At 39.0% G+C, this 24,107-nt stretch carries 25 protein-coding genes; 2 read left to right on the top strand and 23 right to left on the bottom strand.

Going from position 1 to position 24,107, the window contains the following annotated elements:
* Nucleotides 1-5: 5 nt before the first annotated feature.
* The 17 genes from fabZ to ACVWM0_RS04315 all read right to left on the bottom strand — a co-directional run bounded on the left by fabZ (nt 6) and on the right by ACVWM0_RS04315 (nt 14,585).
* Complete coding sequence (gene fabZ, locus ACVWM0_RS04395; protein WP_476473414.1) at nt 6-440, bottom strand: 3-hydroxyacyl-ACP dehydratase FabZ; 435 nt, start codon at nt 438-440, stop codon at nt 6-8.
* Between the two features lie 10 nt (nt 441-450).
* Entirely contained in the window at nt 451-918 is a 468-nt protein-coding gene (accB, locus tag ACVWM0_RS04390; protein WP_476473413.1) for an acetyl-CoA carboxylase biotin carboxyl carrier protein, read from the bottom strand.
* A complete protein-coding gene (gene fabF / locus ACVWM0_RS04385; protein ID WP_476473412.1) occupies nt 915-2,159 on the bottom strand; it encodes a beta-ketoacyl-ACP synthase II in 1,245 nt (414 codons plus the stop codon). Before fabF ends, accB begins: the two co-directional genes overlap by 4 nt.
* Before the next feature lie 11 nt (nt 2,160-2,170).
* Nucleotides 2,171-2,905, bottom strand: coding sequence for a 3-oxoacyl-[acyl-carrier-protein] reductase (gene fabG / locus ACVWM0_RS04380; RefSeq protein WP_476473411.1), 735 nt, complete (start codon nt 2,903-2,905; stop codon nt 2,171-2,173).
* 5 nt (nt 2,906-2,910) lie between these two features.
* Entirely contained in the window at nt 2,911-3,852 is a 942-nt protein-coding gene (gene fabD, locus ACVWM0_RS04375) for an ACP S-malonyltransferase (RefSeq protein ID WP_476473410.1), read from the bottom strand.
* A gap of 12 nt (nt 3,853-3,864) precedes the next feature.
* The gene (gene fabK, locus ACVWM0_RS04370; RefSeq protein ID WP_476473409.1) at nt 3,865-4,827 is read right to left on the bottom strand and encodes an enoyl-[acyl-carrier-protein] reductase FabK; all 963 of its coding nucleotides are present in this window, start codon (nt 4,825-4,827) and stop codon (nt 3,865-3,867) included.
* Between the two features lie 74 nt (nt 4,828-4,901).
* Complete coding sequence (locus tag ACVWM0_RS04365; protein ID WP_476473408.1) at nt 4,902-5,147, bottom strand: acyl carrier protein; 246 nt, start codon at nt 5,145-5,147, stop codon at nt 4,902-4,904.
* Between the two features lie 20 nt (nt 5,148-5,167).
* The gene (locus tag ACVWM0_RS04360) at nt 5,168-6,145 is read right to left on the bottom strand and encodes a beta-ketoacyl-ACP synthase III (protein ID WP_476473407.1); all 978 of its coding nucleotides are present in this window, start codon (nt 6,143-6,145) and stop codon (nt 5,168-5,170) included.
* 27 nt (nt 6,146-6,172) lie between these two features.
* Complete coding sequence (locus ACVWM0_RS04355; RefSeq protein ID WP_476473406.1) at nt 6,173-6,613, bottom strand: MarR family winged helix-turn-helix transcriptional regulator; 441 nt, start codon at nt 6,611-6,613, stop codon at nt 6,173-6,175.
* 222 nt (nt 6,614-6,835) lie between these two features.
* Entirely contained in the window at nt 6,836-7,744 is a 909-nt protein-coding gene (locus ACVWM0_RS04350; RefSeq protein WP_476473405.1) for a YitT family protein, read from the bottom strand.
* A gap of 36 nt (nt 7,745-7,780) precedes the next feature.
* Nucleotides 7,781-8,527 (bottom strand): NADPH-dependent oxidoreductase, encoded by a 747-nt coding sequence (locus ACVWM0_RS04345; protein WP_476473404.1) that lies wholly within the window; start codon nt 8,525-8,527, stop codon nt 7,781-7,783.
* A gap of 13 nt (nt 8,528-8,540) precedes the next feature.
* Nucleotides 8,541-8,945 (bottom strand): hypothetical protein, encoded by a 405-nt coding sequence (locus ACVWM0_RS04340; RefSeq protein ID WP_476473403.1) that lies wholly within the window; start codon nt 8,943-8,945, stop codon nt 8,541-8,543.
* 71 nt (nt 8,946-9,016) lie between these two features.
* Nucleotides 9,017-11,431 (bottom strand): phenylalanine--tRNA ligase subunit beta, encoded by a 2,415-nt coding sequence (pheT, locus tag ACVWM0_RS04335; protein ID WP_476473402.1) that lies wholly within the window; start codon nt 11,429-11,431, stop codon nt 9,017-9,019.
* Nucleotides 11,432-11,435: 4 nt separating this feature from the next.
* Nucleotides 11,436-12,482, bottom strand: a complete 1,047-nt coding sequence (gene pheS / locus ACVWM0_RS04330; protein ID WP_476473401.1) for a phenylalanine--tRNA ligase subunit alpha — start codon at nt 12,480-12,482, stop codon at nt 11,436-11,438.
* Between the two features lie 308 nt (nt 12,483-12,790).
* Nucleotides 12,791-13,123, bottom strand: coding sequence for a winged helix-turn-helix transcriptional regulator (locus ACVWM0_RS04325; RefSeq protein WP_476473400.1), 333 nt, complete (start codon nt 13,121-13,123; stop codon nt 12,791-12,793).
* Nucleotides 13,124-13,199: 76 nt separating this feature from the next.
* Nucleotides 13,200-13,703, bottom strand: a complete 504-nt coding sequence (locus ACVWM0_RS04320) for an HD domain-containing protein (RefSeq protein ID WP_476473399.1) — start codon at nt 13,701-13,703, stop codon at nt 13,200-13,202.
* A gap of 120 nt (nt 13,704-13,823) precedes the next feature.
* Entirely contained in the window at nt 13,824-14,585 is a 762-nt protein-coding gene (locus ACVWM0_RS04315; RefSeq protein WP_476473398.1) for a TrmH family RNA methyltransferase, read from the bottom strand.
* A gap of 85 nt (nt 14,586-14,670) precedes the next feature.
* On the opposite strand from ACVWM0_RS04315, the gene ACVWM0_RS04310 reads away from it, so the two are divergent.
* Nucleotides 14,671-14,943, top strand: a complete 273-nt coding sequence (locus tag ACVWM0_RS04310) for an acylphosphatase (RefSeq protein ID WP_476473397.1) — start codon at nt 14,671-14,673, stop codon at nt 14,941-14,943.
* A gap of 88 nt (nt 14,944-15,031) precedes the next feature.
* Nucleotides 15,032-15,973, top strand: a complete 942-nt coding sequence (yidC, locus tag ACVWM0_RS04305; protein ID WP_476473396.1) for a membrane protein insertase YidC — start codon at nt 15,032-15,034, stop codon at nt 15,971-15,973.
* A 47-nt stretch (nt 15,974-16,020) separates the two neighbouring features.
* Here the strand turns inward: yidC and purD are convergent, their stop codons facing one another.
* From purD to purL, 6 genes are read right to left on the bottom strand one after another with little or no spacing between them, the layout of a single operon-like run.
* Nucleotides 16,021-17,277: a phosphoribosylamine--glycine ligase gene (purD, locus tag ACVWM0_RS04300; RefSeq protein ID WP_476473395.1), complete on the bottom strand. Its 1,257-nt coding sequence runs from the start codon at nt 17,275-17,277 to the stop codon at nt 16,021-16,023.
* A 17-nt stretch (nt 17,278-17,294) separates the two neighbouring features.
* Entirely contained in the window at nt 17,295-18,845 is a 1,551-nt protein-coding gene (gene purH, locus ACVWM0_RS04295; protein WP_476473394.1) for a bifunctional phosphoribosylaminoimidazolecarboxamide formyltransferase/IMP cyclohydrolase, read from the bottom strand.
* Nucleotides 18,832-19,419 (bottom strand): phosphoribosylglycinamide formyltransferase, encoded by a 588-nt coding sequence (purN, locus tag ACVWM0_RS04290; protein ID WP_476473393.1) that lies wholly within the window; start codon nt 19,417-19,419, stop codon nt 18,832-18,834. Before purN ends, purH begins: the two co-directional genes overlap by 14 nt.
* A complete protein-coding gene (gene purM / locus ACVWM0_RS04285; protein WP_476473392.1) occupies nt 19,416-20,462 on the bottom strand; it encodes a phosphoribosylformylglycinamidine cyclo-ligase in 1,047 nt (348 codons plus the stop codon). Before purM ends, purN begins: the two co-directional genes overlap by 4 nt.
* A gap of 27 nt (nt 20,463-20,489) precedes the next feature.
* On the bottom strand, nt 20,490-21,899 hold the full coding sequence (gene purF / locus ACVWM0_RS04280) for an amidophosphoribosyltransferase (RefSeq protein ID WP_476473391.1): 1,410 nt from the start codon (nt 21,897-21,899) through the stop codon (nt 20,490-20,492).
* On the bottom strand, nt 21,884-24,106 hold the full coding sequence (gene purL / locus ACVWM0_RS04275; protein WP_476473390.1) for a phosphoribosylformylglycinamidine synthase subunit PurL: 2,223 nt from the start codon (nt 24,104-24,106) through the stop codon (nt 21,884-21,886). Before purL ends, purF begins: the two co-directional genes overlap by 16 nt.
* Nucleotide 24,107 lies beyond the last annotated feature (1 nt).

Genomic DNA, 24,107 nt, shown 5'->3' with positions numbered 1-24,107 from the left:
ATGGTCTACGCTCCTGCCCCAATAATAAACGTCATTAAAGCCTCACACACTTTTTTCCCTTCAACAGAGGCAGTGGCTTTACCAACGCCAATATTTCCTTTTTGTTTGATGATTTCCATTTCCATGACTAACACGTCACCAGGCACTACTTTTTGACGGAACTTCACTTTGTCAATACCACCTAAATAACCTGTTTGACCTTGAAATTCTTCACTTTTTAGTAAAGGTATTGATCCTGTTTGAGCTAACGCTTCTAAAATAAGAACGCCTGGCATCACAGGTTCACCTGGGAAATGGCCTGGGAAAAAGTGCTCGTTATACGTCACATTTTTGATGGCTTTAACGTATTTTCCTGGTTCTAATTCAGTTACTTTATCTACCATCATGATTGGGTAGCGGTTTGGAATGATTTCCATGATTTCTTGTACATTTAATTGCATTATTATCCTCCTAGACAACTCTGAATAACGGCTGACCAAAGTCAACCACTTCTTCGTTGTTAATTAATATTTCGGTAATAGTACCTGATACATCGCTTGTAATATCGTTCATGATTTTCATTGCTTCAACAATACATAAACGTTCGCCAATTTCCACTTTGTCCCCTACTTGTTTAAAAGGAGGAGCACCTGGTTCACTGGCAGTATAGATAACGCCAACAATCGGTGAGTCAATCGTTTTTCCTTCTGATATACTTTCTTTAGAAGGCTCTCCTTCAGATAGTTCATAGGTTGATTCCTCTGTTACAGGGATTACTTTTTCAGTCCTTACTGCTTGTTCAGCTGTAGCTGACGTTGCAACAATCGGTGCCTCGTTCTTACTTAAAACCAACTGAACACCCTCTAAACTCACTTGCAACTCTCTGATACTACTATCTTCAAATTGAGTCATTAGACCTTGTAGTTCTTCAATTGTCATGCTTGGTCACCTCGCCATTTTTTAAGGCAGATGACTGCATTATGCCCCCCAAACCCAAGAGAATTACTTAATGTATACTCCACAGGACGTTTAACGGCTGTTAAGGGTGTATAATCTAAATCACACGCTGAATCTGGCTCTGTTAAACCTATCGTTGGTGGGATCGTATCTTGTTGTAAAGCCGCAATACAGGCTAGCGCTTCTACAGCTCCTGCAGCTCCTAGTAAATGACCCACCATACTTTTAGTACTAGAAATAGCGACTGTTTTAGCCTCTTCTTTCATGGCATACTTAATCGCTGTGGTTTCAGCACCATCATTAGTTGGAGTACTTGTTCCATGCGCATTAATGTAGTCCACATCTCTTGGCGTTATTCCAGCTTCATTCATGGCTTGTAGCATGCATTTACCTGCACCAGAACCATCTGGATTAGGACTCGTGATGTGATGCGCGTCACAGTTAGACCCATAACCTACCACTTCAGCATAAATCTTCGCTCCACGGTTCATCGCATGTTCTAATTCTTCTAGTACCAACACACCACTTCCCTCACCCATAACAAAACCACTACGGTTCTTATCAAAAGGAACGGATGCCTTCATCGGATCTGGCTCTGGAGAAAGCGCTGTTAAAGAAGCAAAACCTGAAATACCAATTTCACAAATCGTTGCTTCTGCTCCTCCTGCTAAAATAGCATCTGAATAGCCATGTTTAATATTTCTAAACGCTTCCCCAATCGCATTCGTTGCTGAAGCACAGGCTGTTACAACAGACGTACAAATCCCTCTAGCTCCCACTTTAATCGCGATATTCCCTGCAGCCATATTACCAATTGCCATAGGAACAAAGAAAGGCGCTACTCGTTTAGGTCCTTTTTGGGACATACGAATCACTTGATTTTGAATGGTCTCCATTCCACCAATCCCTGAACTAACCATCACACCTAAACGGTCACGATCCATATTGGTATCATCTAGACCGCTGTCTTCCATCGCTTGTTTAGCTGCAGCAATGCCATAAACAGAAAATTTATCCATTCTTTTAACTTCTTTTTTTTCCATATAAAGGGTTGGATCGAATTCTTTCACTTCAGCAGCTACTGTGATTCCCGTCTCACTCGCATCAAAATGAGTGATCGGTGCAATCCCGTTCTTACCTTGTAAAATATTAGTCATGAATTCCTCAGCTGTGTTACCTAAAGGTGTCACAGCGCCGATTCCTGTAATTACTACGCGTTTCATGATTTGCCTCCCTATCCGTTCATTACCATGCCGCCATCAACATTAATGACTTGACCTGTAATGTATTTATTTGTTGCTAAAAAGATAGCCGTACGGGCAATATCTTCTACTTGTCCTAATTTTTTTAGCGGTATCTGAGACAGTGTTAGTTCTTTTACTTTGTCGCTTAAGACATCTGTCATATCTGTTTCAATAAAACCTGGAGCAATCGCATTACATGTAATGCCGCGTGATGCAAGTTCTCTGGCCACGGATTTTGTTAAGCCTACAACGCCTGCTTTACTTGCCGCGTAATTCCCTTGACCGGCGTTACCTGTCAGACCAACAACACTGGCTAAGTTAATAATCGTTCCTTCTTTTTGTTTCAACATAATAGATGATGCTTGTTGAATCGTATTGAACGTTCCTTTTAGATTAACGTTAATCACATCATCAAAATCTGTCTCACTCATTCGCATGATTAAACCATCTTTGGTGATGCCGGCATTATTAATCAAAACATCCACTGAACCAAACGTTTCTTTCGCTGAATGGATGAGTGTTTTTGCTTCTTCTAGATGTTGAATGTCTCCTAGAACAACTAATGTTTTAGCACCGTACCCCTCCAATTCATCAATCAATTCTGTTGGAACAGGCTTTCTAGCATTTAAAACAATATTAGCCCCTTCTTTAGCAAAGGCAATAGCTAATGCTTTACCGATGCCTCGTGAACTACCTGTAATGACCACTGTTTTATTTTCTAACATACTTTTTAAGACACCTCGTTTTCTTTTAAAAATACCTTTAATTTCTGCAATGATTTCAAATCTTCCACGTTTAATACCGTCACTGATTTATCAATTTTTTTGATAAATCCAGTTAATGCTCTACCAGGCCCCACTTCAATAAAAACATCAATACCTAGAGCAATCATCTCTTTTACTGAGTCTTCCCAGTAAACAGGTGACACAATCTGTTGGCATAAATGAGCTACAAGATCCGTCTTTGATTCAAGCAATTGTCCTGTGACATTACTAACGAGTGGGAGATGTCCACTATGAACCTTTGTTTGTTCTAATAATGGGCGGAGCTTCTCTTTTGCGGGTTGAAGTAGAGGTGTATGAAAAGGACCACTGACGTTCAATGGAATGATTCGTTTCGCTCCTGCCTGTTTTAATTCCTCACATGCAGCTTCAACAGCTAACCTGTCTCCTGAAATGACTTGTTGCTGAGGCATATTATAATTGGCCACAGCTACAAATCCTAAGGTAATACCACCGCACACCTTATCTACCAACTCACGAGGCAATCCCATGATAGCTGCCATACTTCCTTCATTATTAGGAACAGCTTCTTCCATAAATTTGCCCCTAGCTCTAACTAGAGGTAGGCAGTCTACTTTCCTTAACCAGCCAGATTCCACCAAAGAGGTATATTCGCCTAAACTAAGTCCTGCCACCATCTCAGGTTGAATGCCACATTCCTCTTTAATTAATTCTGATGTGGCTAAGCTCATAGCTAAAATAGCTGGCTGCGTGTATTCTGTTTGATCCAACTGTTCGTTCTCTTCAAACATTAGCTCTTTTAAATCAATACCCAAAGCCTTAGATGATTCTTCAATGTTCTGTTTATAATTATCTGAATAATCAAATAATTCTCGGCCCATGCCTTGGTACTGAGAGCCTTGGCCACTAAATACAAATGCAATCTTCATAAGATAACTCCTCTATATCCAAGCCTGTGTTCTTGTTTCTAGCACACTGCGTGTTTCTGTTACTAACTCTTGAATGATATCATGACAAGACTGTTCACTCGTCTTGATCAATCCTGCAATTTGACCAGACATCATTGAACTATCTTTAATATCACCATCTATAACAGCTTTTTTCAAAGCCCCTTTTCCTAAATCCTCTAAGCGATCAAAGTTCGGGTTCTCTTTCCCACCCTCTTCTCTTTCTGCTTTTTCAAACGTTTTGGTTAAACGATTACGTAACCCACGAACAGGATGCCCTGTTAGGAGTCCTGTAACAACCGTGTCAATGTCCTTGGCTTTCACTACTTTTGCTTTGAAGTTATCATGAGCAATCGATTCTGTTGAGACTAAGAAACGAGTGCCAAGTTGGACTGCTTCTGCTCCAAGCATTAAAGCTGCAGCAACACCACGCCCGTCTCCAATACCACCCGCAGCAATCACTGGAATCGATACAGCATCAACTACTTGGGGGACTAGCGTCATCGTGGTCGATTTCCCAATGTGACCGCCACCTTCCATCCCCTCAACAACTACCGCATCTGCTCCTTCTTTTTCCATTCTTCTAGCGACGGCAACAGAGGCAACCACTGGAATAACTGTAATTCCCGCTTCTTTAAAACGCTTCATGTACTTCCCAGGAGAGCCTGCTCCTGTAGTAATGACTTTTACTCGTTCTTCGATGACCAAATCAACGATATCCTCCACAAAAGGAGACATTAACATAATATTCACACCAAATGTTTTATCAGTCATTCGACGAGCATTGTCTATTTTTTCTTTAATTACTTCTTTTGGTGCGTGTCCTGAAGCGATTAAGCCTAGACCTCCTGCATTTGAGACAGCACTTGCTAACTGTTCCTCTGCCACCCATGCCATTGCTCCCTGAAAAATTGGGTAGTCAATGTCTAACATCTCGCATATTCTTGAAGAGTTCATTGTTTCATCCTTTCAAATTCCTTTTAAAAAAATAGCTAAGAAAGCACGAGGGCTTTATAGCTATTTTCTATTTTTTATTTGTTTGCTGCTATTTGTTTGTCAACGAATGTTACTAAATCTTGAACGGTTGTTAAGCCTTCGTCTGTTTCAATTTTAACGTCTGAGTCTTCAAAAGCATCCTCAATATCGTTTAAGATTTGGAATAAGTCTAAACTATCTGCTTCTAAATCATCTCTGAAGTTAGTTGTTAATTGTACCTCATCTTCTTCTTTCCCTAATTGATCTACGATAATTTCCTGAATTTTTTCAAATGTTGTCATGTTAATTTCCTCCAATAATTTTATAATGTTATTAGTAAACTACCTAAAGTTAATCCTCCACCAAATCCCACCATGAGGACTGTTTGCCCACTGTTTAATACAAGAGTACCATTCTCAACACTATCTGCTAAAAGCAGAGGGATGGATGCGGCAGATGTATTACCGTGACTGGCAACGTTTGATAAGAACTTCTCTCTTGGTAATTTCGTTTTTTTAGCAATCGCATCTAATATGCGAACGTTGGCTTGATGAGCCAAGACATAATCCAGAGATACCTCTTGATTTGCCTCTCTAGTCAATAGCGTCGTTATGTTTTTAGAAACATCTCTTAAACCAAAGTCAAAAATTTGTTTCCCTTCCATTTCTAACCCTATTACTACATCTTCCATCGCCTCTTTAAAAGGCGTTTTTGGCGCAAGTTGATTGGCTCTTAAAGACATAAATCGTGTGCCATCTGATTCTAAATATTCGTCTAAAAATCTTGGCGTACTCGCTTTTGTTTCCAATAAGACTCCCGCAGCACCATCGCCAAAAAGAACAGCGGTACTTCGATCGGTCCAATCCAATATGTTTGACATGGTTTCGGCACCAATCACGATACCTGTCTTGTATTTCCCACTTGATAAAAAAGTTTCAGCGGTGGAAAGGGCACTAATAAAACCAGAGCACGCAGCACTCACATCAAAAGCAAACGCATTTTTTGCACCAATTGCTCCTTGTATCAGACACGCCGTAGAGGGTGTCGCATAATCACTGGTCATGGTTGCTACAATAATGAAATCCAAAGACAATACATCCTTGTCAGCCATTAACTTTTTGGCAACCTCAATCCCCATATCACTGGTTGTTTCTTTTAAGCTGATATGTCTTGATTTGATACCTGTCCGAGAAAATACCCAGTCATCTGACGTATCAAGCAGTTGTGATAAGTCATGGTTTGATACAGAATTATCAGGGACATATTTTGCTACTTTTGTAATCTGAGGATACATTCCCATGCCTTCATAACTCCTTATTGTTGCTTCTTAGTAGTATTTCTGTAAAAACTCATGCAAGCTTTGCAGACCTTTGACTAATGCGTGTTGCTCATCAATCGCCATATCTGATAAAGCTGCCTCAACCATTTGTTTGTGGAAATGTTGATGTGATCTGTAAAACAAACGTCCACGGTTGGTTAACTTTAATCTCACCACGCGGCGATCTGTTTCGCTTCTCACTCGGTCGACATATCCTTTTTTGACTAAATTATTAATAGCCACCGTTAATGTCCCTACCGTAATAGATAAGTCTTTGGCTACCTCACCTGTTGTTTTACTTTTACCCATACCTATAGCCTCAATCGTATGCATTTCTTTGATTGATAGATCTGAAAAATCACTTTTTTTCAGTTCTGTTTCCTCAATCGCTAAAATATCGTTAAAGACTTTTACCAGCTGGGCATTAACTAAATTGGTCTGTTTGTCCATGTTTAATGCCACCTTCACATTTTCTTTGATAATCAAAGTATATGGGTAAAAAAATAAAAATGCAACGGGATTAAATAGTTTGATAATCAAATGATTTGATAATCAAAGTATATGGGCTAGCAAATATAATTGCAAGCTTTTTTTATCTTTTTAATAACAAAAGATATTTAAACACGTCTAAAACCTTGATATTAAAGCTTTTATAAAATAAAAAAAAGAGAGCTATTCGCTCTCTTTTAAGGCTTCTCTTAATTTTTTTTGATCATCTTCATTAAAAAATCGTCCCATAACACTTTGAGTTGGTAACACATTAATAAAGGCATTTGAATCGACGTCATACACTGCCTGTTCTAAGGTATACAACTCATAACGAGTAATAACAATCATAATAATCGACATATCTTTTCTCGAATAAACCCCTGTCCCTGGGAGCAATGTCATCCCACGAACCAATTCTCTTTGGATCGCTTCAATGGCTTCTTCTGTTTCAGACGTCATAACGAAAGCTGTAACTTTCTGATGACTCGTATGAATGTTATCAACCACTTGTGTTGTACAATAAATCGACACAATGGTAAACAGAGCAGATTCCCAGCTAAAAATAAAGCCAGCTGCTAAAATAATCAGTAAGTTAATACCAAACATAAGAGAGCCCACGGTACGACCCGTTGTTTTGGCAATCACTAAAGCAACAATATCCATGCCACCGGTACTAAACCCATATTTCATGGTTAACCCCACTGCTAGACCTGTTAAAACACCACCCGTCACACCATTTAGGATAGGGTTATCTGTCACCTCTTGAATCGGTATAATCAATGTCATCAACGTGACTGACAATACAGTTACTAAGCTGTAAATCGTTGCGGCTTTACCTAATTTTTTCCACCCCAATACTGCAATTGGAATATTTAATAAAAAGATTAATAATCCTGTATCCACATGAATGCCAAATAGCATGAATAAGACACTGGAAAGCAGTTGAGAAATGCCATTAACACCAGCCGAGAACACATTAGCAGGGATTAAAAACATATTTAATGCCACAGAAATGGCTAGCCCTGCAAGGATAATAATTGCTACTTTTTTGATAAACTCATTCTTCTTATACGCTTGAGTGATGTTCCCCATCCTCACTGCCCCCTTCATACTCTAATGTGTGACGTGTTATTCTTGAATCAGACCTTGAGCCTGAATATCTTTTAACACATTTAATCTTTTTGGCATTTTACGGTTCATACCATCAGTAATTTGCTTCGTAAAAGAATCCACGCGCGTGTTAGCATCTCTTAAATCATAATATTGTGTCACGTCATTATCATACTTAGTTAATTCTTCTGTTAACGGTAAAACATCTGGGTAACTATTATCAAAATACATTAATGACTGTGGTAAACGTGGTTTTAACTGTGGTTCTTGGTCAGGATATCCAACGGCTAATCCTAAAATTGGAAACGTCATTTTAGGTAAATTAAATAAATCAACAACCGCTGGCGCATCATTTAGAACACTTCCTAAAAAGACCGTCCCTAATCCGAGACTTTCCGCTGCGACGTTAACATTTTGAATCGCAAGACTTGCGTCTGTCATAGCTATCATAAAACGGTCCATGTTTTGTAAGACACTTGTTTCTTGACCTTGTGATTCAGCAATTTTTTCATTACGATACTGATCTGCTACAAATAAAAAAATATGACTCGCTTGGGCAACGTAAGGTTGTTGGCAAATAAGAGAAAGTTCAGTCATTTTCTCCTTATCGCTAATACCAATGATACTATATGATTGCATAAAATTACTCGTTGCAGTGTGTCTTGCAACATCGACTAACTGCGTAATAATCTCTTGTGGCACAGCATCTTGTTTAAACTTGCGAATACTTCTGTGGTTTAATTGTGTACGGATTGTTTCATTCATAGTAGGATCCCCTTTACGATTTTATATTATGTATAGTATGACACGTGGGACAAGTCACTTTTAATTGCCCTTTGTTTCTTGGAACCCGTAATTTTTGCTGACAGCTATGGCAAGTGACAAATTTATAAACTTTTCTATAACGCCACTTATCCAATTGATACGTCAACGGTCTTATGAAAGACTGATATGCTCTATTTTCTTGGTATCTTTTCTCTTTATTCTTGGAAAAAAAACGAACATATAGCATGATAAGTGGGATGACTAACAGTAAGGTACCATATCCCATAGGAACAAATAAACCAATGAGTAAACCTATCAGTAAAAGTCCGAATAAATGTTGATTTAGTTTATCCCACACGCCATATCTTGTAGACATTCTTTGCATAAACTTATCCTGTAAGTTTTTTGACCTTTTCATACTATCCCTCATTTTTCTACCAAAAAGACTAAAAGAAAAGACTTTGTTCCAAGAACAAAGCCTTTTACTAATTATCTTACTTCAATACTTAGTTGTTCTTTAAGTGCTTCAGTAATTTTAGTCACGGCTTTTGTTACCTCTTCATCAACTAGTGTCGCTTCATTATTTTGGAATACCAATGAATATGCTAGCGATTTTTTACCAGAACCTAATTTTTCACCTTGGAACAAGTCAAATAAATGAATATCCGATAAGAATTTACCAGCGTTTTCTTCTATAACTGTTACAATGTCTTGATTTGAAACTGTTACATCTGCTAGTAAGGCCATATCACGTTTGATTGATGGGTATTTGCCCACTTCTACAAAGGTCATTGATGGTTCTACCAGTGATAACAATAACGCTAAATCTAGTTCACACACATAAGTATCATTGATGTCTAAGTCTTTCGCTACGACAGGATGAACTTGTCCAATAAAACCAACCAATTGATCTTTAATCACAACGTTGGCTGTTCTACCTGGATGCATATCAACTAAATCATTTGTTGGTGCATAAACCGTATCAGATAGTAAACCTAATTCATCCAATGTACTGTCTAGTATTCCTTTCAACGTATAAAAATCAACAGCTTCCGTTGTACCTAACCAGTCATTTTGTTTCCATAAGCCAGTAATAGCCATGGCCACATGTTTCACTTCATTTGGTAACACATCCGTTGTTTTTTCAAAGATATTGCCAATTTCATAAAAGGCCACGTCTTTGTTCTTACGCGCAATATTGTAGTTAATGTTAGCTAACAAGCCACTCACTAAGTTTTGACGTAAAACAGAACGCTCCTCACTCATTGGCCAGTCTAATGTCACAACGTCTTTTGGTTCTTTAATGAAGCGAGTCGCTAATTCTTCTGTTGTTAAGGCATAGCTAATGGCTTCATCCAAACCACACCCTTGTAGATGTTGTCGTAAATGACGAGTCAACGCTTGGGTTGGCGTTAAGTGTCCTGGCAACGCCTCGCCACTTGGTAACGTAGAAGGTAAATTATCATAACCATAGATACGCGCTACTTCTTCTACTAAATCTGCTTCAATTGAAATATCCCAACGTCTAGGTGGGACTGATACCGTGTAAGTTCCTGCTTCTTCTGCGTACCCGAAACCTAAGTCATCGAAGATAGCGTTAACTGTTTCAATGCTTAATTCTGTTCCCAGAATATGGTTAATTCTATCTAATGTAATAGAAACTTCCACATGTGTTGCATCGATCTCGTTGCTCACTACTTCACCAGTTACAACCACACCTTCACCTAATTCAGCAATCATCGCTGCAGCGTAAGCACTTGCTTCTTCTATGGTTGCTACGTTAATGCCTCGCTCAAAACGTTTACTTGATTCACTGCTCAAACCAAATTTACGAGCTGTGCGACGTGTTGTTACAGCGTCAAATAAAGCTGTTTCTAAAGCCACGGTTGTTGTCGTATCTGTTATTTCTGTTGACGCTCCGCCCATTACACCTGCTAAGGCAATTGGTGACGTGCCATCTGTGATGACAATGTTTGATGTGGATAATGTTCGCTCTTCACCATCTAAGGTTACTAAAGTTTCACCTTCTACTGCACGACGAGTTTCAATGGTTTTGTTTGCTAATTTATCATAATCAAAGGCATGTTGGGGTTGGCCAAATAATAATAAGGTATAGTTCGTCACATCCACCACATTATTGATTGGACGAATGCCTGAGTTCATTAATTTGGTTTGTAACCATAACGGGCTTTCTTTCACTGTGACGTCTTTTATCACACGCATACGGTATGTTGGTACGTCTTCTTTGTCTGTAACAGAAACCGTTACGTAATCTTTGATAGCTGAATCAGCATCTTCTACTAATTCTTTTGTAGGAAAATGTGGAACTTTTCCATAGATAGCACCAATTTCATGAGCCACACCACGCATACTTAGTGCATCGGCGCGGTTAGGAGTAACAGATAATTCAATAATGGCATCATCCATATCTAAGTAATCAAAAACAGGGGTCCCAGGTGTTGCGTCTTCTGGCATGAAATAAATCCCTTCAGCATAAGCTTTAGGTACAACGCTATCCGCGTATCCTAATTCTTGTAAGGCACAAACCATACCTAGAGATGCCTCACCACGCATTTTCCCTTTTTTAATTTTAACATTCCCTGTAATGCGAGAATTAGGTAATGCAACAATAACTTTTTTACCATCCGTTATGTTTGGCGCACCACAAACGATTTGGTAAAGTTCTTCTTCTCCAACATCGATTTGGCAGATAGATAAATGATCACTATCTGGATGAGGAACACATTCTTTTACGTCTCCTACCACAATTTTTTTCAAACCATCTTGTGGTACAACTACATCTTCTACTTCAATACCTGAGCGTGACATTTTATCAGCCAATACATCAGGTGAAATATCTTCTATATCAATCAGTTCTTTAATCCATTTATACGATACTAACATCTGTCTACCCCTTTACCTTAAATTGTTCAATAAAACGTGTGTCATTTTGATAGAAATAACGAATATCATTCACACCGTAACGTAACATTGCCACACGATCTGGTCCTAAACCAAAAGCAAAGCCACTGTATTTGGTTGCATCAATTCCTGACATTTCCAAAACGCTTGGATGGACAATACCAGCACCAAGAATTTCAATCCATCCTGTTTGTTTACATACGTTACATCCATCTCCACCACATTTGAAACAGCTAATATCTACCTCTACAGATGGTTCGGTAAATGGGAAGTAGCTTGGGCGCAAACGAATGTTTCGCTCTTCACCAAACATTTTTTTCATTAGTACTTCAAGGGTTCCTTTTAAGTCGGCCATTGTAATGTTCTCATCCACTACAAGACCTTCTATTTGATGGAATTGATGACTATGCGTTGCGTCATCATTGTCACGACGGAAGACTTTACCTGGACTAATCATACGTAATGGTCCTTTAGAAAAATCATGTTTTTCTAACGTTCTTGCTTGAATTGGAGAAGTATGGGTTCTTAACAGTACCTCATCTGTTATATAAAATGAATCTTGCATGTCTCTTGCTGGGTGATCTTTTGGTAAGTTCATACGTTCAAAATTATAATGATCTTGCTCTACTTCATACCCCTCAATAACTTGATACCCCATACCAATAAAGATATCTTCAATTTCTTCCATAATTTGCGTTAAAATATGTGCTGTTCCTTTGTTTACAGTTTTACCAGGTAACGTCACATCAATGGTTTCTTTAGCAAGTGCTGCATCCATAGCAGCTTCTTCTAATTCTACTTTTTTCGTTTCTAATTGGCCGGTTAAATGATCTCTGATTTCATTGGCAAAACTACCAACCACAGGGCGCATCTCTGGATCTAAATCTTTCATCCCTCTTAATACTTCTGTCATCGATCCTTTTTTACCTAAAATTTGGACACGAATCTCATTTAATGCATCTAAGTTTTGTGTTGACTCTATCTTTTGGATTGTATCATGTTTTAATTTCTCTAATGTTTCTTTTAAAGACATTGTTTTCTTTCCTTTCTGACATCAAAATAAAAAGACACCATTCCTTATATAAAGGAACGATGTCTCGCGGTACCATCCTAATTTATAAAGATACCTAAATACCTTCATACTCTCGAATTGATAACGATGTTACTCACCGGTTTATGTTGCCATAAACAACTAAGGAAGTGAATTTCTCTCACCAGTCCCTTGATCTGCTTTCAGTCTAAGGCAGAATTTCCTGTTCAAGCTCTGTATAAGGTACTTGTTTCCTATAACGCTTTTGCTATATTACCTAAAGTTTACAAGATTACTTATTAAAAAGCAAACTAAACTTCCAACCACTTGTCACCCCAGGTTTGAATTTCTTTCATCACCGCTTTTAAATCTTGACCTTTATGTGTTAAAGAATACTCTATTCTCTTAGCTTCTTCTCCATAAACGTCACGGCTAACAATGCCTTTTTCTTCTAATTCTTTCAATCTTTCCACTAATACTCGGTCACTAACATCAGGTATTTTGTTGGCTATTTCCACAAATCGCTGGGCACCATCTTCTAGTAATACATCGATAATTAAGCCATTCCATTTTTTTCCTAGTATGTCGAATGTTTTCTCGAACTTGGGACAAAGTTGAAATTGTCGTTCTTTGCACGAATCCATATCATCACCCCACTCATTTTTGTACCTTGATACTATAAGTATAAGGGAAAAAGTCGACCAATTCTAGTATGTCGACTTATCCCATCTTTGCGCCAACTAAGTAACTAGTGGCTTTTAATTTAAATTTATTATAGATTGGAACAACAACTTCCTCACACGCACAATACTTGTCTACTAACGTAACAATGTAGCTCTCTTTGTATCGTGGTGGTGCTATAGTGGCACCAAACATGTGTTTAACGATGATGTCCTCTTCTAAAGGAGAAATATCTGTTAATTTACGAGCATTTCTCAAAGCCACCCGAGGATGGACATAAGCATGTGTTCCTTCTCCCATTTTTTCTAAACGCCAATCATAATGAAATAAATCATGCAATAAGCCTGCTCTAGCCGTTGCACGAGTGTCACCACGCCATTTTTTAGCTAATAAGAAACTACGATAAGAAACATTAATGGAATGAGACAGTCTGTCTGAGTAATGATGTTGTTTAAAAGCACTCAGGCTCTGAACATCTTCCGTTGCCATTAAGTCCGCTACAAGTGCCATATATTCTTGATTATCTTGCCAATTTATCTTCACGGGTTCACATTCTTTCAAAAAAGTATGATCATTTTGTTTATAAAATGATAGTTATTTTATTTTAACACGAGTTTGCTCTAGACGCCACTCACACGAACAGGCTTAATATGTTTTTAAGAATTATAAACTAAACATTAAGATACCTGCAGCAATGCCTACATTGAGGGATTCTGCTTGACCTAAAATAGGAATGTAGGTGTTGACATCCGTTGCCTCCAAGACGTCTCTGGAAACCCCTTGGCCTTCATTCCCCATAACTAGCGCATAAGCCCCTGGTACTGTCACCTCTTTGAAATGTTTCGCTTCTTCATTTAATTCTGTTCCTATAATGAGATAGTTTTGTTGTTTAAGTTGTTCTATTGTTTCCAATAGTGGCTTCTCTTCAATGATTAAGTGATATTGACTCCCTTGCATAGAACGCAAGACCTTGGAACTATAAATATCCGCACAGCCTGATCCAAGTATGACGTGTGTGAAGCCAGCCGCGTCAGCTGTTCTAATCATGGTTCCTACATTCCCTGGGTCTTGTACATTATCCAATAAGAGATAATTCCCTGGGTCCTTAGCCATTTCGACCGCTTCTTTTTTGTAAACAACCCCTAACACATCTTGTTGGTTGGGTAGTTGAGACAAGCTCTTCAAAATACCATCCGTTACACTATAAGACGCCTCTTCCCCCACGTAGTCAATGAAAGATTGGTAACTATCCACTTCTGATTCTCTAAGCATTAAGTATTTAAAGGTCACGCCATTGGCCACAGCCTCTTCGACTAAATGCTCTCCTTCTATTATATAGCACTGCTCTAAGTCACGGTATTTTTTTCTATGTAATTTTTTGATGCCTTTTATAGTTGGGTTTTGTAATGATTCGATCGCTTTCATGATGTCCTCCATCATTTCTTCATATTTGTCTTTAACAAGAATAGCATTGTATAATGATAAAAAACAAGTGAATTGAGGGATAATTATGAAAGTAGCAATGATTGTCACAGGAAAAGTACAAGGTGTCGGCTTTCGTTTTACCACAAAAATTCTAGCTGATGACTTACACATCACAGGAAGCGTCAAAAACCAAGCCAATGGGAGTGTTTATATAGAAGCTATGGGGGAAGAAGGCAACCTCTTACGCTTTATTAAACGTGTCAAAGCTTCTCCAAGCCCAATGGGGAAAGTCGAGCATTTAGAGATTGATTGGGAGCCTGATATCAAAGAATCTTCTTCCTTTGATATTACTTATTAAATAATTAATTTTTTATGATTTTAATTGATAAAAGGGGAATTATTCGATATAGTTATCCTTGTCTATATTAATGTAAAGGAAGAAAATAATGAAAAAATTAAAGAAGTGGATTATAACATCTGGTTTGTTCAGCTTGTTATTATTTTTATCGGGATGTGTTAAAACAGATAGTTCAGGTGTTCCAACAGGTGAAGGCTTTATGTACAACCTCCTTGTCAAACCTATGGGTAACCTTATTACTTACTTAGCTGTTGATTTAGGATTAGACTTTGGTTTAGCGATTATCGTGTTAACCATTATTGTTCGTATCATTATCATGCCTCTTGGCTTAAGCCAAATGAAAAAGGCTATGGTACAACAGGAAAAGATGGCTGCTGTTAAACCACATATGGATGCTATCAATAAAAAAATGGCCGCAGCGACAGATAGTCAAGAGAAAATGGCCGCTCAAATGGAATTACAATCTTTATACAAAGAAAATGACATTAGCTTAGTTGGTGGTTTAGGCTGTTTACCACTGCTGATTCAAATGCCAATCTTTACAGCCCTTTTCTTTGCAGCAAAAGTAACACCTGGGATTGCTGAAACCAACTTCTTAAACATGATTCCTTTAGGTAAACCTAGTTACTTCCTAGTAGCCTTAGCTGGATTAATCTATTTAGGTCAAAGCTTTATCAGCATGATTGGTATGCCAGAAGAACAAAAGAAACAAATGAAAATGATGACGTTTATGTCACCGTTAATGATTGTGATGGTTTCTTTCAAATCTCCTGCTGGTGTAACTCTTTACTGGGTAGTCAGTGGTACTTTCGGATGTATTCAATCCTTGATTACAAACCTATATCACAAACCTAAAGTAAAAAAACAATTAGCAGAACACTTTGAAAAGAACCCAATCAAAGTTAGTCCTGTGAGTTCACCTGGTATGAAAGATGTCACGCCAGAAGCTCCTAAAAAACAAGTAACAAACAAAAATAACAACACAACTAATGGTTCTGGTAGAAATGCTGGAAAACAGATCAAAAAATAAAGAAATAAACGCCTAACTTTTATTAAGTTAGGCGTTTTTTCTATGGATTAAATAATACCAATATCACTTCTATAATAGAAGCCTTCTGTCTTCATACCTTCTAAAAAACCATACACTGTATTATGTGCTTCATCTAGCGTTTTCCCTTCACCTGCAACTAGGAGAACTCTTCCACCACAAGACACCAGCTGATTATCTTTTGTTGTGACACCAGCATAAAACACCTCAACGCCTGCTTTTTCAGGCAATATTGGTAACGGAACATATGGTGTAACATCACCAGGATAACCCTGAGATGCTAACACAACACCTAAGTGATATCCTTCTTCTAACCACTCCACGTTGAGAGGGGTATTTTGAAGTAATCCTTCAATGATTTCTACTAAATCTGTCTTCAAACGAGACAATAAGACTTGCGTTTCTGGATCCCCAAAACGAGCATTATATTCAATTACTTTAGGACCATTCTCCGTTAAAATTAATCCCGTGTATAAAATCCCTGTAAAAGGGGTACCTCTTCGTTTCATACCATCAATTGTTGGCTCTAACACTCGTGTTACCACTTCTTTATATAGGTCGTCCGTCACATATGGTACAGGACTATAAGCGCCCATTCCACCAGTATTAGGGCCTTTATCTCCATCATAAATAGGTTTATGATCTTTTGCTGCTACCATAGGATAAATACCTTCTTCAGAAACAAAGGCCAATAAGGAAAACTCTTTGCCTTCCAAGAATTCTTCGATGACAACTTTAGGCTCTGCTTCACCAAAAATATTTTCCTCAAAAATAGCCCGTAACGCTTCTTTGGCTTCTAACATAGAATGTGCAATCGTCACACCTTTACCACTGGCCAAACCGTCAGCCTTAATAACAATCGGAAAACCTTGGTAGATAACATAATCTAAGGCTTGTTTATAGTCTTTAAAACTACGATATTGCGCCGTTGGTATCTCATTAGCTACCATGAGCTCTTTTGCAAAATCCTTTGAACCTTCTATTTTAGCCGCTTCTTTTGAGGGGCCAAATGCGGGAATGCCAGCCTGTTTCAAATCATCTACTAACCCATCTAATAATGGTTGCTCCGGCCCTACAATCACCCAATCAATGCTCATATCAAGGCAAAAATCAATCAATCCCTCATGATTCCTCTCATCAATAGCCACAAGGACAATCCCATCTTCTAACATACCAGGATTCCCTTTTGCACAATAGACCGTCTCAACTAAAGGGCTCCGGTTTATTTTCTGAGCCAGAGCATGTTCTCTGCCACCACTACCTACCACTAATATCTTGCGTTTCATCCTATTGCCTCCAGTGTTTAATGTTTAAAGTGACGTGTTCCTGTCATAATCATTGTCATGCCATATCGGTTAGCCATATCGATAGATTCTTGATCTCTTATGCTGCCTCCTGGTTGAATAATGGCTTTAATGCCTTGTTTCCCTGCCAATTCAATACTATCAGCCATCGGGAAAAAAGCGTCACTTCCTAAGACAGCTCCTTCAAGTTGTCCTTCTCCTTGTTTCAAGGCAATAGATACTGCCCCCACTCGGTTCATCTGACCTGCTCCAACACCAATAATCCGAGCGCCATTAGCTAGCACAATCGCATTACTTTTAACATGTTTCACTGAAGACCAAGCAAAGATTAATGCTGCCATTTCTTCTTCTGTTGGTTGTCTTTTTGTCACAACTTGCCACTGAGAGAGGTCTTCCTCACAATCATCTAACTCCTGAACCAATATGCCTCCCAAAACCGAAATAATTTCTTTTTTATCTGTTGTTGTCGTCTTATCCATAGGTAACTCAAGCAGTCGTATGTTTTTCTTTTTGGTTAAAATAGCAAGAGCTGTTTCTGTAAAACGTGGAGCAATAATGAGTTCTAAAAAGGTGTGGCTCATCTCTTCTGCTACGTCCTCGTCCACTTCTCTATTGACCGCAACAATGCCACCAAATATAGAAACAGGGTCGCTCTCATAAGCTGATTGATACGCAGATAACAAGGTGCTCCCAACACCAATGCCGCAAGGATTCATGTGTTTGAGCGCGACTGCGGTTGGTTCTTTGAATTCTCTCAATAAACGCAACGCTGCATCAGCATCCCGGATATTATTAAACGATAATTCTTTACCATGCCTTTGCTTTGATGCTCCTATTGAATACTCTTCAGAAAAGGGAGAGGTGAAAAAGGCTGCTGTTTGGTGGTTATTTTCTCCGTATCTCAAATCGGCCTTCTTTTCATAAGACAGGGTTAATGTATCATGGTGACTCTCTCCAACAGATTGTGTTAAATAATCAGCGATTAGCGCATCATAAGCTGCAGTATGTCTAAAAGCCTTTGCCGCTAACTGTTTCCGGGTTTCTTTCTTAGTCTCTCCGTGTTCTGTCAACTCATCTATCACGGTCTCATAATCCCTTTGATCAACTAAAACAGTCACACTCTCACTGTTTTTACTCCCACTGCGGATCATACTAGGCCCACCAATATCGATGTTTTCAATGGCTTCTTCTTCAGTAACTCCCTCTTTCAGAATGGTCTCTTTAAATGGATATAAATTAACACATACTAAGTCAATGAAGGGAATATCATGTCTCTTCATTGCTTCTAAATGCGCCTCATTCTCTCTCTTTCCTAGTAGACCTCCATGAATAATAGGATGAAGCGTTTTGACTCGTCCGTTCATCATTTCCTCAAAGCCTGTGATGGCATCCACAGCCACCGTTTCGATGCCGTGACTCTCCAGTAATGTTTTAGTCCCCCCTGTTGAAATAATACCAATCCCTAATTGCTCTAATTTCTGACAAAAAGAAACAATCCCTGTTTTATCAGAAACACTAACTAACGCCCACTTATGTTTATGCTTCTCCATCTATTCGGCACTCCTTTGTCATATACTTTCCTATAATTTCAGGGTAATACTGATGTTCTAATTCATGAATCTGATGCTCTAATTCTCTTAAGCTAATCCCCTTTTGACAAGGTATCGACTGTTGAAAAATAATAGGACCAGTGTCTATCCCTCTATCCACCACATGGATGGTGATCCCCGTCTCCTCTACCCCAGCATTGTAAGCATCCACTATGCCTTGTTTACCTGGAAAAAGAGGGAGTAAAGAAGGATGAATATTGAGAATTTTTTTGGGGAAAGCTGATAATAAAGTATCACCCAATATCTTCATATATCCCGCAAGAACAATGAGTTCAACACCTCTTTGTCTAAGTTCTGTCACAATACGCGCTTCATAGTCTTCTTTCCCGTCCTGTGGCTTTTTTTCTATTATTATGGTCGGTATATTATGTTCTTTTCCTCGTTCAATCACTTGAGCATGAGGCTGATCGCAAAATAATAACACAATCGTTCCAGGAATTTGGTTGGTTTGCACACCTCTGACAATGGCTTCAAAATTAGTCCCTTTACCAGAAGCAAAAACAGCTATCTTCATACAGTTTCCTGCCTAAAAGTAATGGATTCCTCTTCTTTATCTACAATACTCCCTATGATATAGTTGGCTTCCCCTTTTTCTTCAAAATAAGCCTGGCAAAACGCAACATCTTCCTTACTGACTGCTAGCACCATCCCAATCCCCATATTGAAAATATCATACATTTCTTGATGATCTAATGCGCCATATTGTTCTAAACAATCGAAAATAGGCAATACTGGCCAACTTCCAAGTTGAATACATGCAGACAAGTTACTAGGTAACATACGAGGAATGTTTTCCCTTAAACCACCACCAGTAATATGAGCCATCCCTTTTATTTTATTTGTTTTTATTAAAGGCAATAGGCTATTAACATATATCTTAGTCGGTGTTAGTAAGCTTTCTTTTAACGTAACGTGTGGCATTTCCGGTAGAATCGTATCAAGAGTCAGCTGCTGTTCTTTAAAGAATATGTGTCTTACTAACGAGTAACCATTAGAATGAATACCACTAGATGGCAAGCCAATCAGTACGTCACTAGAGATGATTTTTTCTCCTGTAACAAGCTTTGATTTTTCTGCTAATCCAACCGCAAAGCCTGCTACATCGTAATCGTTCGTCTCATACATGTCTGGCATCTCTGCTGTTTCTCCACCAATCAAAGCCATATTAGACGCCTCGCAGCCCTTAGCAATGCCAGCTACAATGCTCTCTATTTTTTTAGGATTCGTTTTCCCTGTTGCTAAGTAATCTAAAAAATAGAGCGGTTCTGCACCTTGAGCTAATATGTCATTCACACACATAGCAACGCAGTCAATCCCAATGGTGTCGTGTTGATCCGCCTCTATGGCTAACATTAATTTAGTACCCACACCGTCTGTACCAGATACTAGTACAGGCTCCTTCACATCGAAAGAACTTAAATCAAAACAACCACCAAAGCCACCTAGACTCCCCATAACCCCTAAACGTTCTGTCTTTTTGACATGTTGGCTAATTCTTTCTACAACTTCATAGCCAGCCTCAACATCAACACCGGCTTTTTGATAAGCATTTTTCATGTCATTTCTCCTTTAATCGTCTTGTCTTCATTTTTTATCAACAGCATAATCGTATAATTCTGTGGGATAATCTCCGTTAAAATAAGCCATACATAACCCCGAATAAGGTGCATTTAAAGGCAAGCCAATAGCATGAATCAAACCGTCTTCACTTAAAAAAGCTAAAGAATCCGCTTTTATCAATGCCTGTATTTCTTGGTTCGAATGATTGGCCGCAATTAATTCTTTTTTCGTCTGAATATCAATACCGTAAAAACAAGGGTACTTTAACGGTGGTGCTGCAATACGCACATGGACTTCTGTTGCTCCTGCATCTTTTAATAATTGAACGATTCGCTGACTCGTTGTCCCTCGTACAATAGAATCATCTACTAAAATAATCCGCTTGCCTTCTACAACTCCTCTAACAGCCGATAACTTCATACGAACCCCTTCTTCTCGTAATTCTTGAGTGGGTTGGATAAAGGTTCTTCCGACGTATTGATTTTTGACTAAGCCCATCTCATAAGGTATCCCACTTGCTTCAGCGTAGCCACTTGCAGCTGACAAAGAGGAGTTAGGAACACCAATTACCATGTCTGCCTCGACAGGTGCTTCCTCGGCTAGTAACATTCCCATATTTTTTCGAGCTCTGTGAACGTTGATTCCTTTAATGTTTGAATCAGGACGGGCAAAGTAAATGTATTCCATGGCACAAATAGAATACGTTGTTTCTTTCGTAAAGTGATCAATAACTAGACCCTCATCGTTTATTTTTATCAATTCTCCAGGTTCCACATCTCTGATGAAGCTAGCACCAACTGTTTCTAGCGCACAGGTTTCACTTGCAATGACGTAAGCTCCCGACTTCATTTGACCAATCGCCAAAGGTCTAAAGGCATTAGGATCTAGCGCGGCATAAAGAGCTGTCTCTGTTAATAACAGGTAAGCAAATCCTCCTTTGACTTGGTTCAGGGCCTCTTTTAGTTTTTCTTCAAAGTGAGGGTGTTTGCTTCGTCTGATTAAGTGCATTAGTATCTCTGTATCAGAATTAGAATGAAAAATAGCGCCTTCTTGTTCTACCTCATCACGTAACGTCTTTGCATTAATTAAATTCCCGTTATGAGCTAAGGCGATATCCCCATCATAAAATTTAAATAAAAAAGGTTGAATATTATTCACTGCACCTGTGCCAGATGTGGCATATCTGACATGACCAATGGCTCTGTTTCCAGGTAATTGCGACAGTGTCTCTGGAGAATGAAACACTTCTGTTAATAACCCTAAGTTGCGATAACCTTGTAATCTTCCCTCGTCATTTGTCACAATTCCTGCACCTTCTTGGCCTCGGTGCTGTAAACTATGTAAACCAAAATAAGTTAACTTTGACGCTTCAGGATGACCCCAAACCCCAAACACACCACACTCTTCATTTAAACTCCTTACTTCATAAGACATGGAATTCCGTCCTCCCATACCTTCTTGGCCTCTTGAATATCTAGTGTTATATCCCCGTCTTGACACTTAATATGTAAGGTAGATTCCCTACATGTCTTACCTAGATAAGTAGCACTACCATCCATTAATTCTTCGAACGCTTCTCTATTTTTTGAAGGAACAGAAAGCACAAAACGTGAGGGGGTCTCAGCAAATAACTGGCTAACGTTTAACTTGGTTTCTAAATGAACGCCTAGTTCTTTACCAAAACAAGCTTCCATTAGGGCCACGCCTAGACCGCCTTCAGAACAATCATGAGCACTTGCTATCCAGCCCTTTCTGATTCCTTGCAATACTTTTTGTTGGTGGTCTTTTTCAAGGGTTAAATCGATTCCCATCAGTTCACCCTCAATTCGTCCTAATGTCATTTTTTGTAATTCCGACCCATTGAAGTCATTGTAGGTCTCACCCACAACATATACCAAATCATCTGGTTCTTTAAAATCCTGTGTGGTCACATGATCCAAGGAATCAATCAAACCAACCATCCCAATCACAGGGGTTGGATAAACAGATTGCTGACTCGTTTCATTATATAAAGACACATTCCCAGAGATGACAGGTGTTTCTAACATACGACAAGCAGCTGCGATACCGTCTGCTGAGGTACTTAATTCCCAAAAACCTTCTGGCTTATCTGGGGAACCGTAGTTTAAACAATCTGTGATAGCTAAGGGATTCCCTCCACTAGCAATAATGTTCCTAGCAGCTTCAGCCACTGCCATTTGCCCACCTATTTCGGGGTTTAAATACAGGTATCGACTATTACAATCCATGGTCATAGCTAAGGCTTTATCGGTTCCTCTCACTCTTACCACAGCAGCGTCACTCCCAGGACCCACAACCGTGTTCGTGCGAACCTGTGAATCATAGGTTTCATAGACAGATTTTTTTGATGCAATGGTTGGCTGTTGTAATAGCTGTAATAACGTCTCAGCCCCATTTTCAATTTTTGGTTCAAAGGGAGCTAGTTTCCTAAAACGAGCCATACGTTCAGGTTCCACCCCTTCTTTGTAATAGATTGGGGCCTCTTCTGCCAACGCATCTACTGGTAAACAAGCCACTTCCTTCCCATGATGATACAAATGATACATACCATCATCCGTCACTTCTCCTATATTAACGGCTTCTAATCCATAACTTTCAAATAACCGAACAATCCGTTCTTCTGAGCCTTTCATCACACATAAAAGCATTCTTTCTTGAGATTCTGAGAGCATCATTTCATACGCAGTCATGTTGGCTTCTCGTTGAGGCACATCATCTAAGTATAACTTCAACCCTGAGCCTGCTTTTGACGCCATTTCTGAACTTGAAGACGCAAGTCCTGCTGCCCCCATGTCTTGAATACCAACTAAAATATCTGAATGGTTTTGGATTAAATCTAAACAAGCTTCCATTAGTAATTTTTCCATAAATGGGTCTCCTACTTGTACTGCAGATCGTTGTTGCTCTTGGCCATCAACAAATTCCTCTGAAGCAAAAGTAGCTCCATGGATACCATCACGTCCCGTTTTAGCACCGACATACATAATGGTATTTCCAATTCCTTTTGCTTGCCCTTTTTGAATGTCTTTGTGGTCAATTAAACCGACACACATGGCATTAACAAGTGGGTTCCCTTCATAACAGGGCTCAAACCCTATCTCTCCACCCACTGTGGGGATACCAATACAATTACCATAACCCCCAATCCCTGCGACCACTTCCTCAAACAAATACCTGGTACGATTATTATTCAATTCTCCGAATCTTAATGAATTAAGCATAGCTATGGGACGAGCTCCCATGCTAAAAATATCTCTAATAATCCCACCTACACCTGTAGCAGCTCCTTCATAAGGTTCAACTGCTGAAGGATGATTATGACTCTCTGCTTTAAATACAACTGCTTGATTGTCACCTATATCTACAATCCCAGCTCCTTCTCCTGGACCTTGTAATACATGCTCCCCTGATGTAGGAAATTTACGTAACACAGGTTTTGAATTTTTATAAGAACAATGTTCGCTCCACATGACTGAGAATAACCCTGTTTCTGTATAATTTGGTAACCTTCCTAGTATTTTATGTTCAATCAATTCGTACTCTTCCTCGCTCAACCCCCAATCAGCATACATCTTTTTATCTTTTACCTCTAAGGCTGTTGGCTCTTTTATCTCCATCATG

The organism is Vagococcus sp. 211, assembly GCF_056322705.1.
Note: the sequence above shows the minus strand (reverse complement) of the source record. Positions and strands in the feature narration are given on the sequence as shown.

Bases quoted from the DNA above. Each gene is read 5' to 3' on its own strand.
- fabZ (WP_476473414.1), bottom strand. From the start codon at position 440: ATGCAATTAAATGTACAAGAAATCATGGAAATCATTCCAAACCGCTAC.
- accB (WP_476473413.1), bottom strand. From the start codon at position 918: ATGACAATTGAAGAACTACAAGGTCTAATGACTCAATTTGAAGATAGT.
- fabF (WP_476473412.1), bottom strand. From the start codon at position 2,159: ATGAAACGCGTAGTAATTACAGGAATCGGCGCTGTGACACCTTTAGGT.
- fabG (WP_476473411.1), bottom strand. From the start codon at position 2,905: ATGTTAGAAAATAAAACAGTGGTCATTACAGGTAGTTCACGAGGCATC.
- fabD (WP_476473410.1), bottom strand. From the start codon at position 3,852: ATGAAGATTGCATTTGTATTTAGTGGCCAAGGCTCTCAGTACCAAGGC.
- fabK (WP_476473409.1), bottom strand. From the start codon at position 4,827: ATGAACTCTTCAAGAATATGCGAGATGTTAGACATTGACTACCCAATT.
- ACVWM0_RS04365 (WP_476473408.1), bottom strand. From the start codon at position 5,147: ATGACAACATTTGAAAAAATTCAGGAAATTATCGTAGATCAATTAGGG.
- ACVWM0_RS04360 (WP_476473407.1), bottom strand. From the start codon at position 6,145: ATGGGAATGTATCCTCAGATTACAAAAGTAGCAAAATATGTCCCTGAT.
- ACVWM0_RS04355 (WP_476473406.1), bottom strand. From the start codon at position 6,613: ATGGACAAACAGACCAATTTAGTTAATGCCCAGCTGGTAAAAGTCTTT.
- ACVWM0_RS04350 (WP_476473405.1), bottom strand. From the start codon at position 7,744: ATGGGGAACATCACTCAAGCGTATAAGAAGAATGAGTTTATCAAAAAA.
- ACVWM0_RS04345 (WP_476473404.1), bottom strand. From the start codon at position 8,527: ATGAATGAAACAATCCGTACACAATTAAACCACAGAAGTATTCGCAAG.
- ACVWM0_RS04340 (WP_476473403.1), bottom strand. From the start codon at position 8,945: ATGAAAAGGTCAAAAAACTTACAGGATAAGTTTATGCAAAGAATGTCT.
- pheT (WP_476473402.1), bottom strand. From the start codon at position 11,431: ATGTTAGTATCGTATAAATGGATTAAAGAACTGATTGATATAGAAGAT.
- pheS (WP_476473401.1), bottom strand. From the start codon at position 12,482: ATGTCTTTAAAAGAAACATTAGAGAAATTAAAACATGATACAATCCAA.
- ACVWM0_RS04325 (WP_476473400.1), bottom strand. From the start codon at position 13,123: ATGGATTCGTGCAAAGAACGACAATTTCAACTTTGTCCCAAGTTCGAG.
- ACVWM0_RS04315 (WP_476473398.1), bottom strand. From the start codon at position 14,585: ATGAAAGCGATCGAATCATTACAAAACCCAACTATAAAAGGCATCAAA.
- ACVWM0_RS04310 (WP_476473397.1), top strand. From the start codon at position 14,671: ATGAAAGTAGCAATGATTGTCACAGGAAAAGTACAAGGTGTCGGCTTT.
- yidC (WP_476473396.1), top strand. From the start codon at position 15,032: ATGAAAAAATTAAAGAAGTGGATTATAACATCTGGTTTGTTCAGCTTG.
- purD (WP_476473395.1), bottom strand. From the start codon at position 17,277: ATGAAACGCAAGATATTAGTGGTAGGTAGTGGTGGCAGAGAACATGCT.
- purH (WP_476473394.1), bottom strand. From the start codon at position 18,845: ATGGAGAAGCATAAACATAAGTGGGCGTTAGTTAGTGTTTCTGATAAA.
- purN (WP_476473393.1), bottom strand. From the start codon at position 19,419: ATGAAGATAGCTGTTTTTGCTTCTGGTAAAGGGACTAATTTTGAAGCC.
- purM (WP_476473392.1), bottom strand. From the start codon at position 20,462: ATGAAAAATGCTTATCAAAAAGCCGGTGTTGATGTTGAGGCTGGCTAT.
- purF (WP_476473391.1), bottom strand. From the start codon at position 21,899: ATGTCTTATGAAGTAAGGAGTTTAAATGAAGAGTGTGGTGTGTTTGGG.
- purL (WP_476473390.1), bottom strand. From the start codon at position 24,106: ATGATGGAGATAAAAGAGCCAACAGCCTTAGAGGTAAAAGATAAAAAG.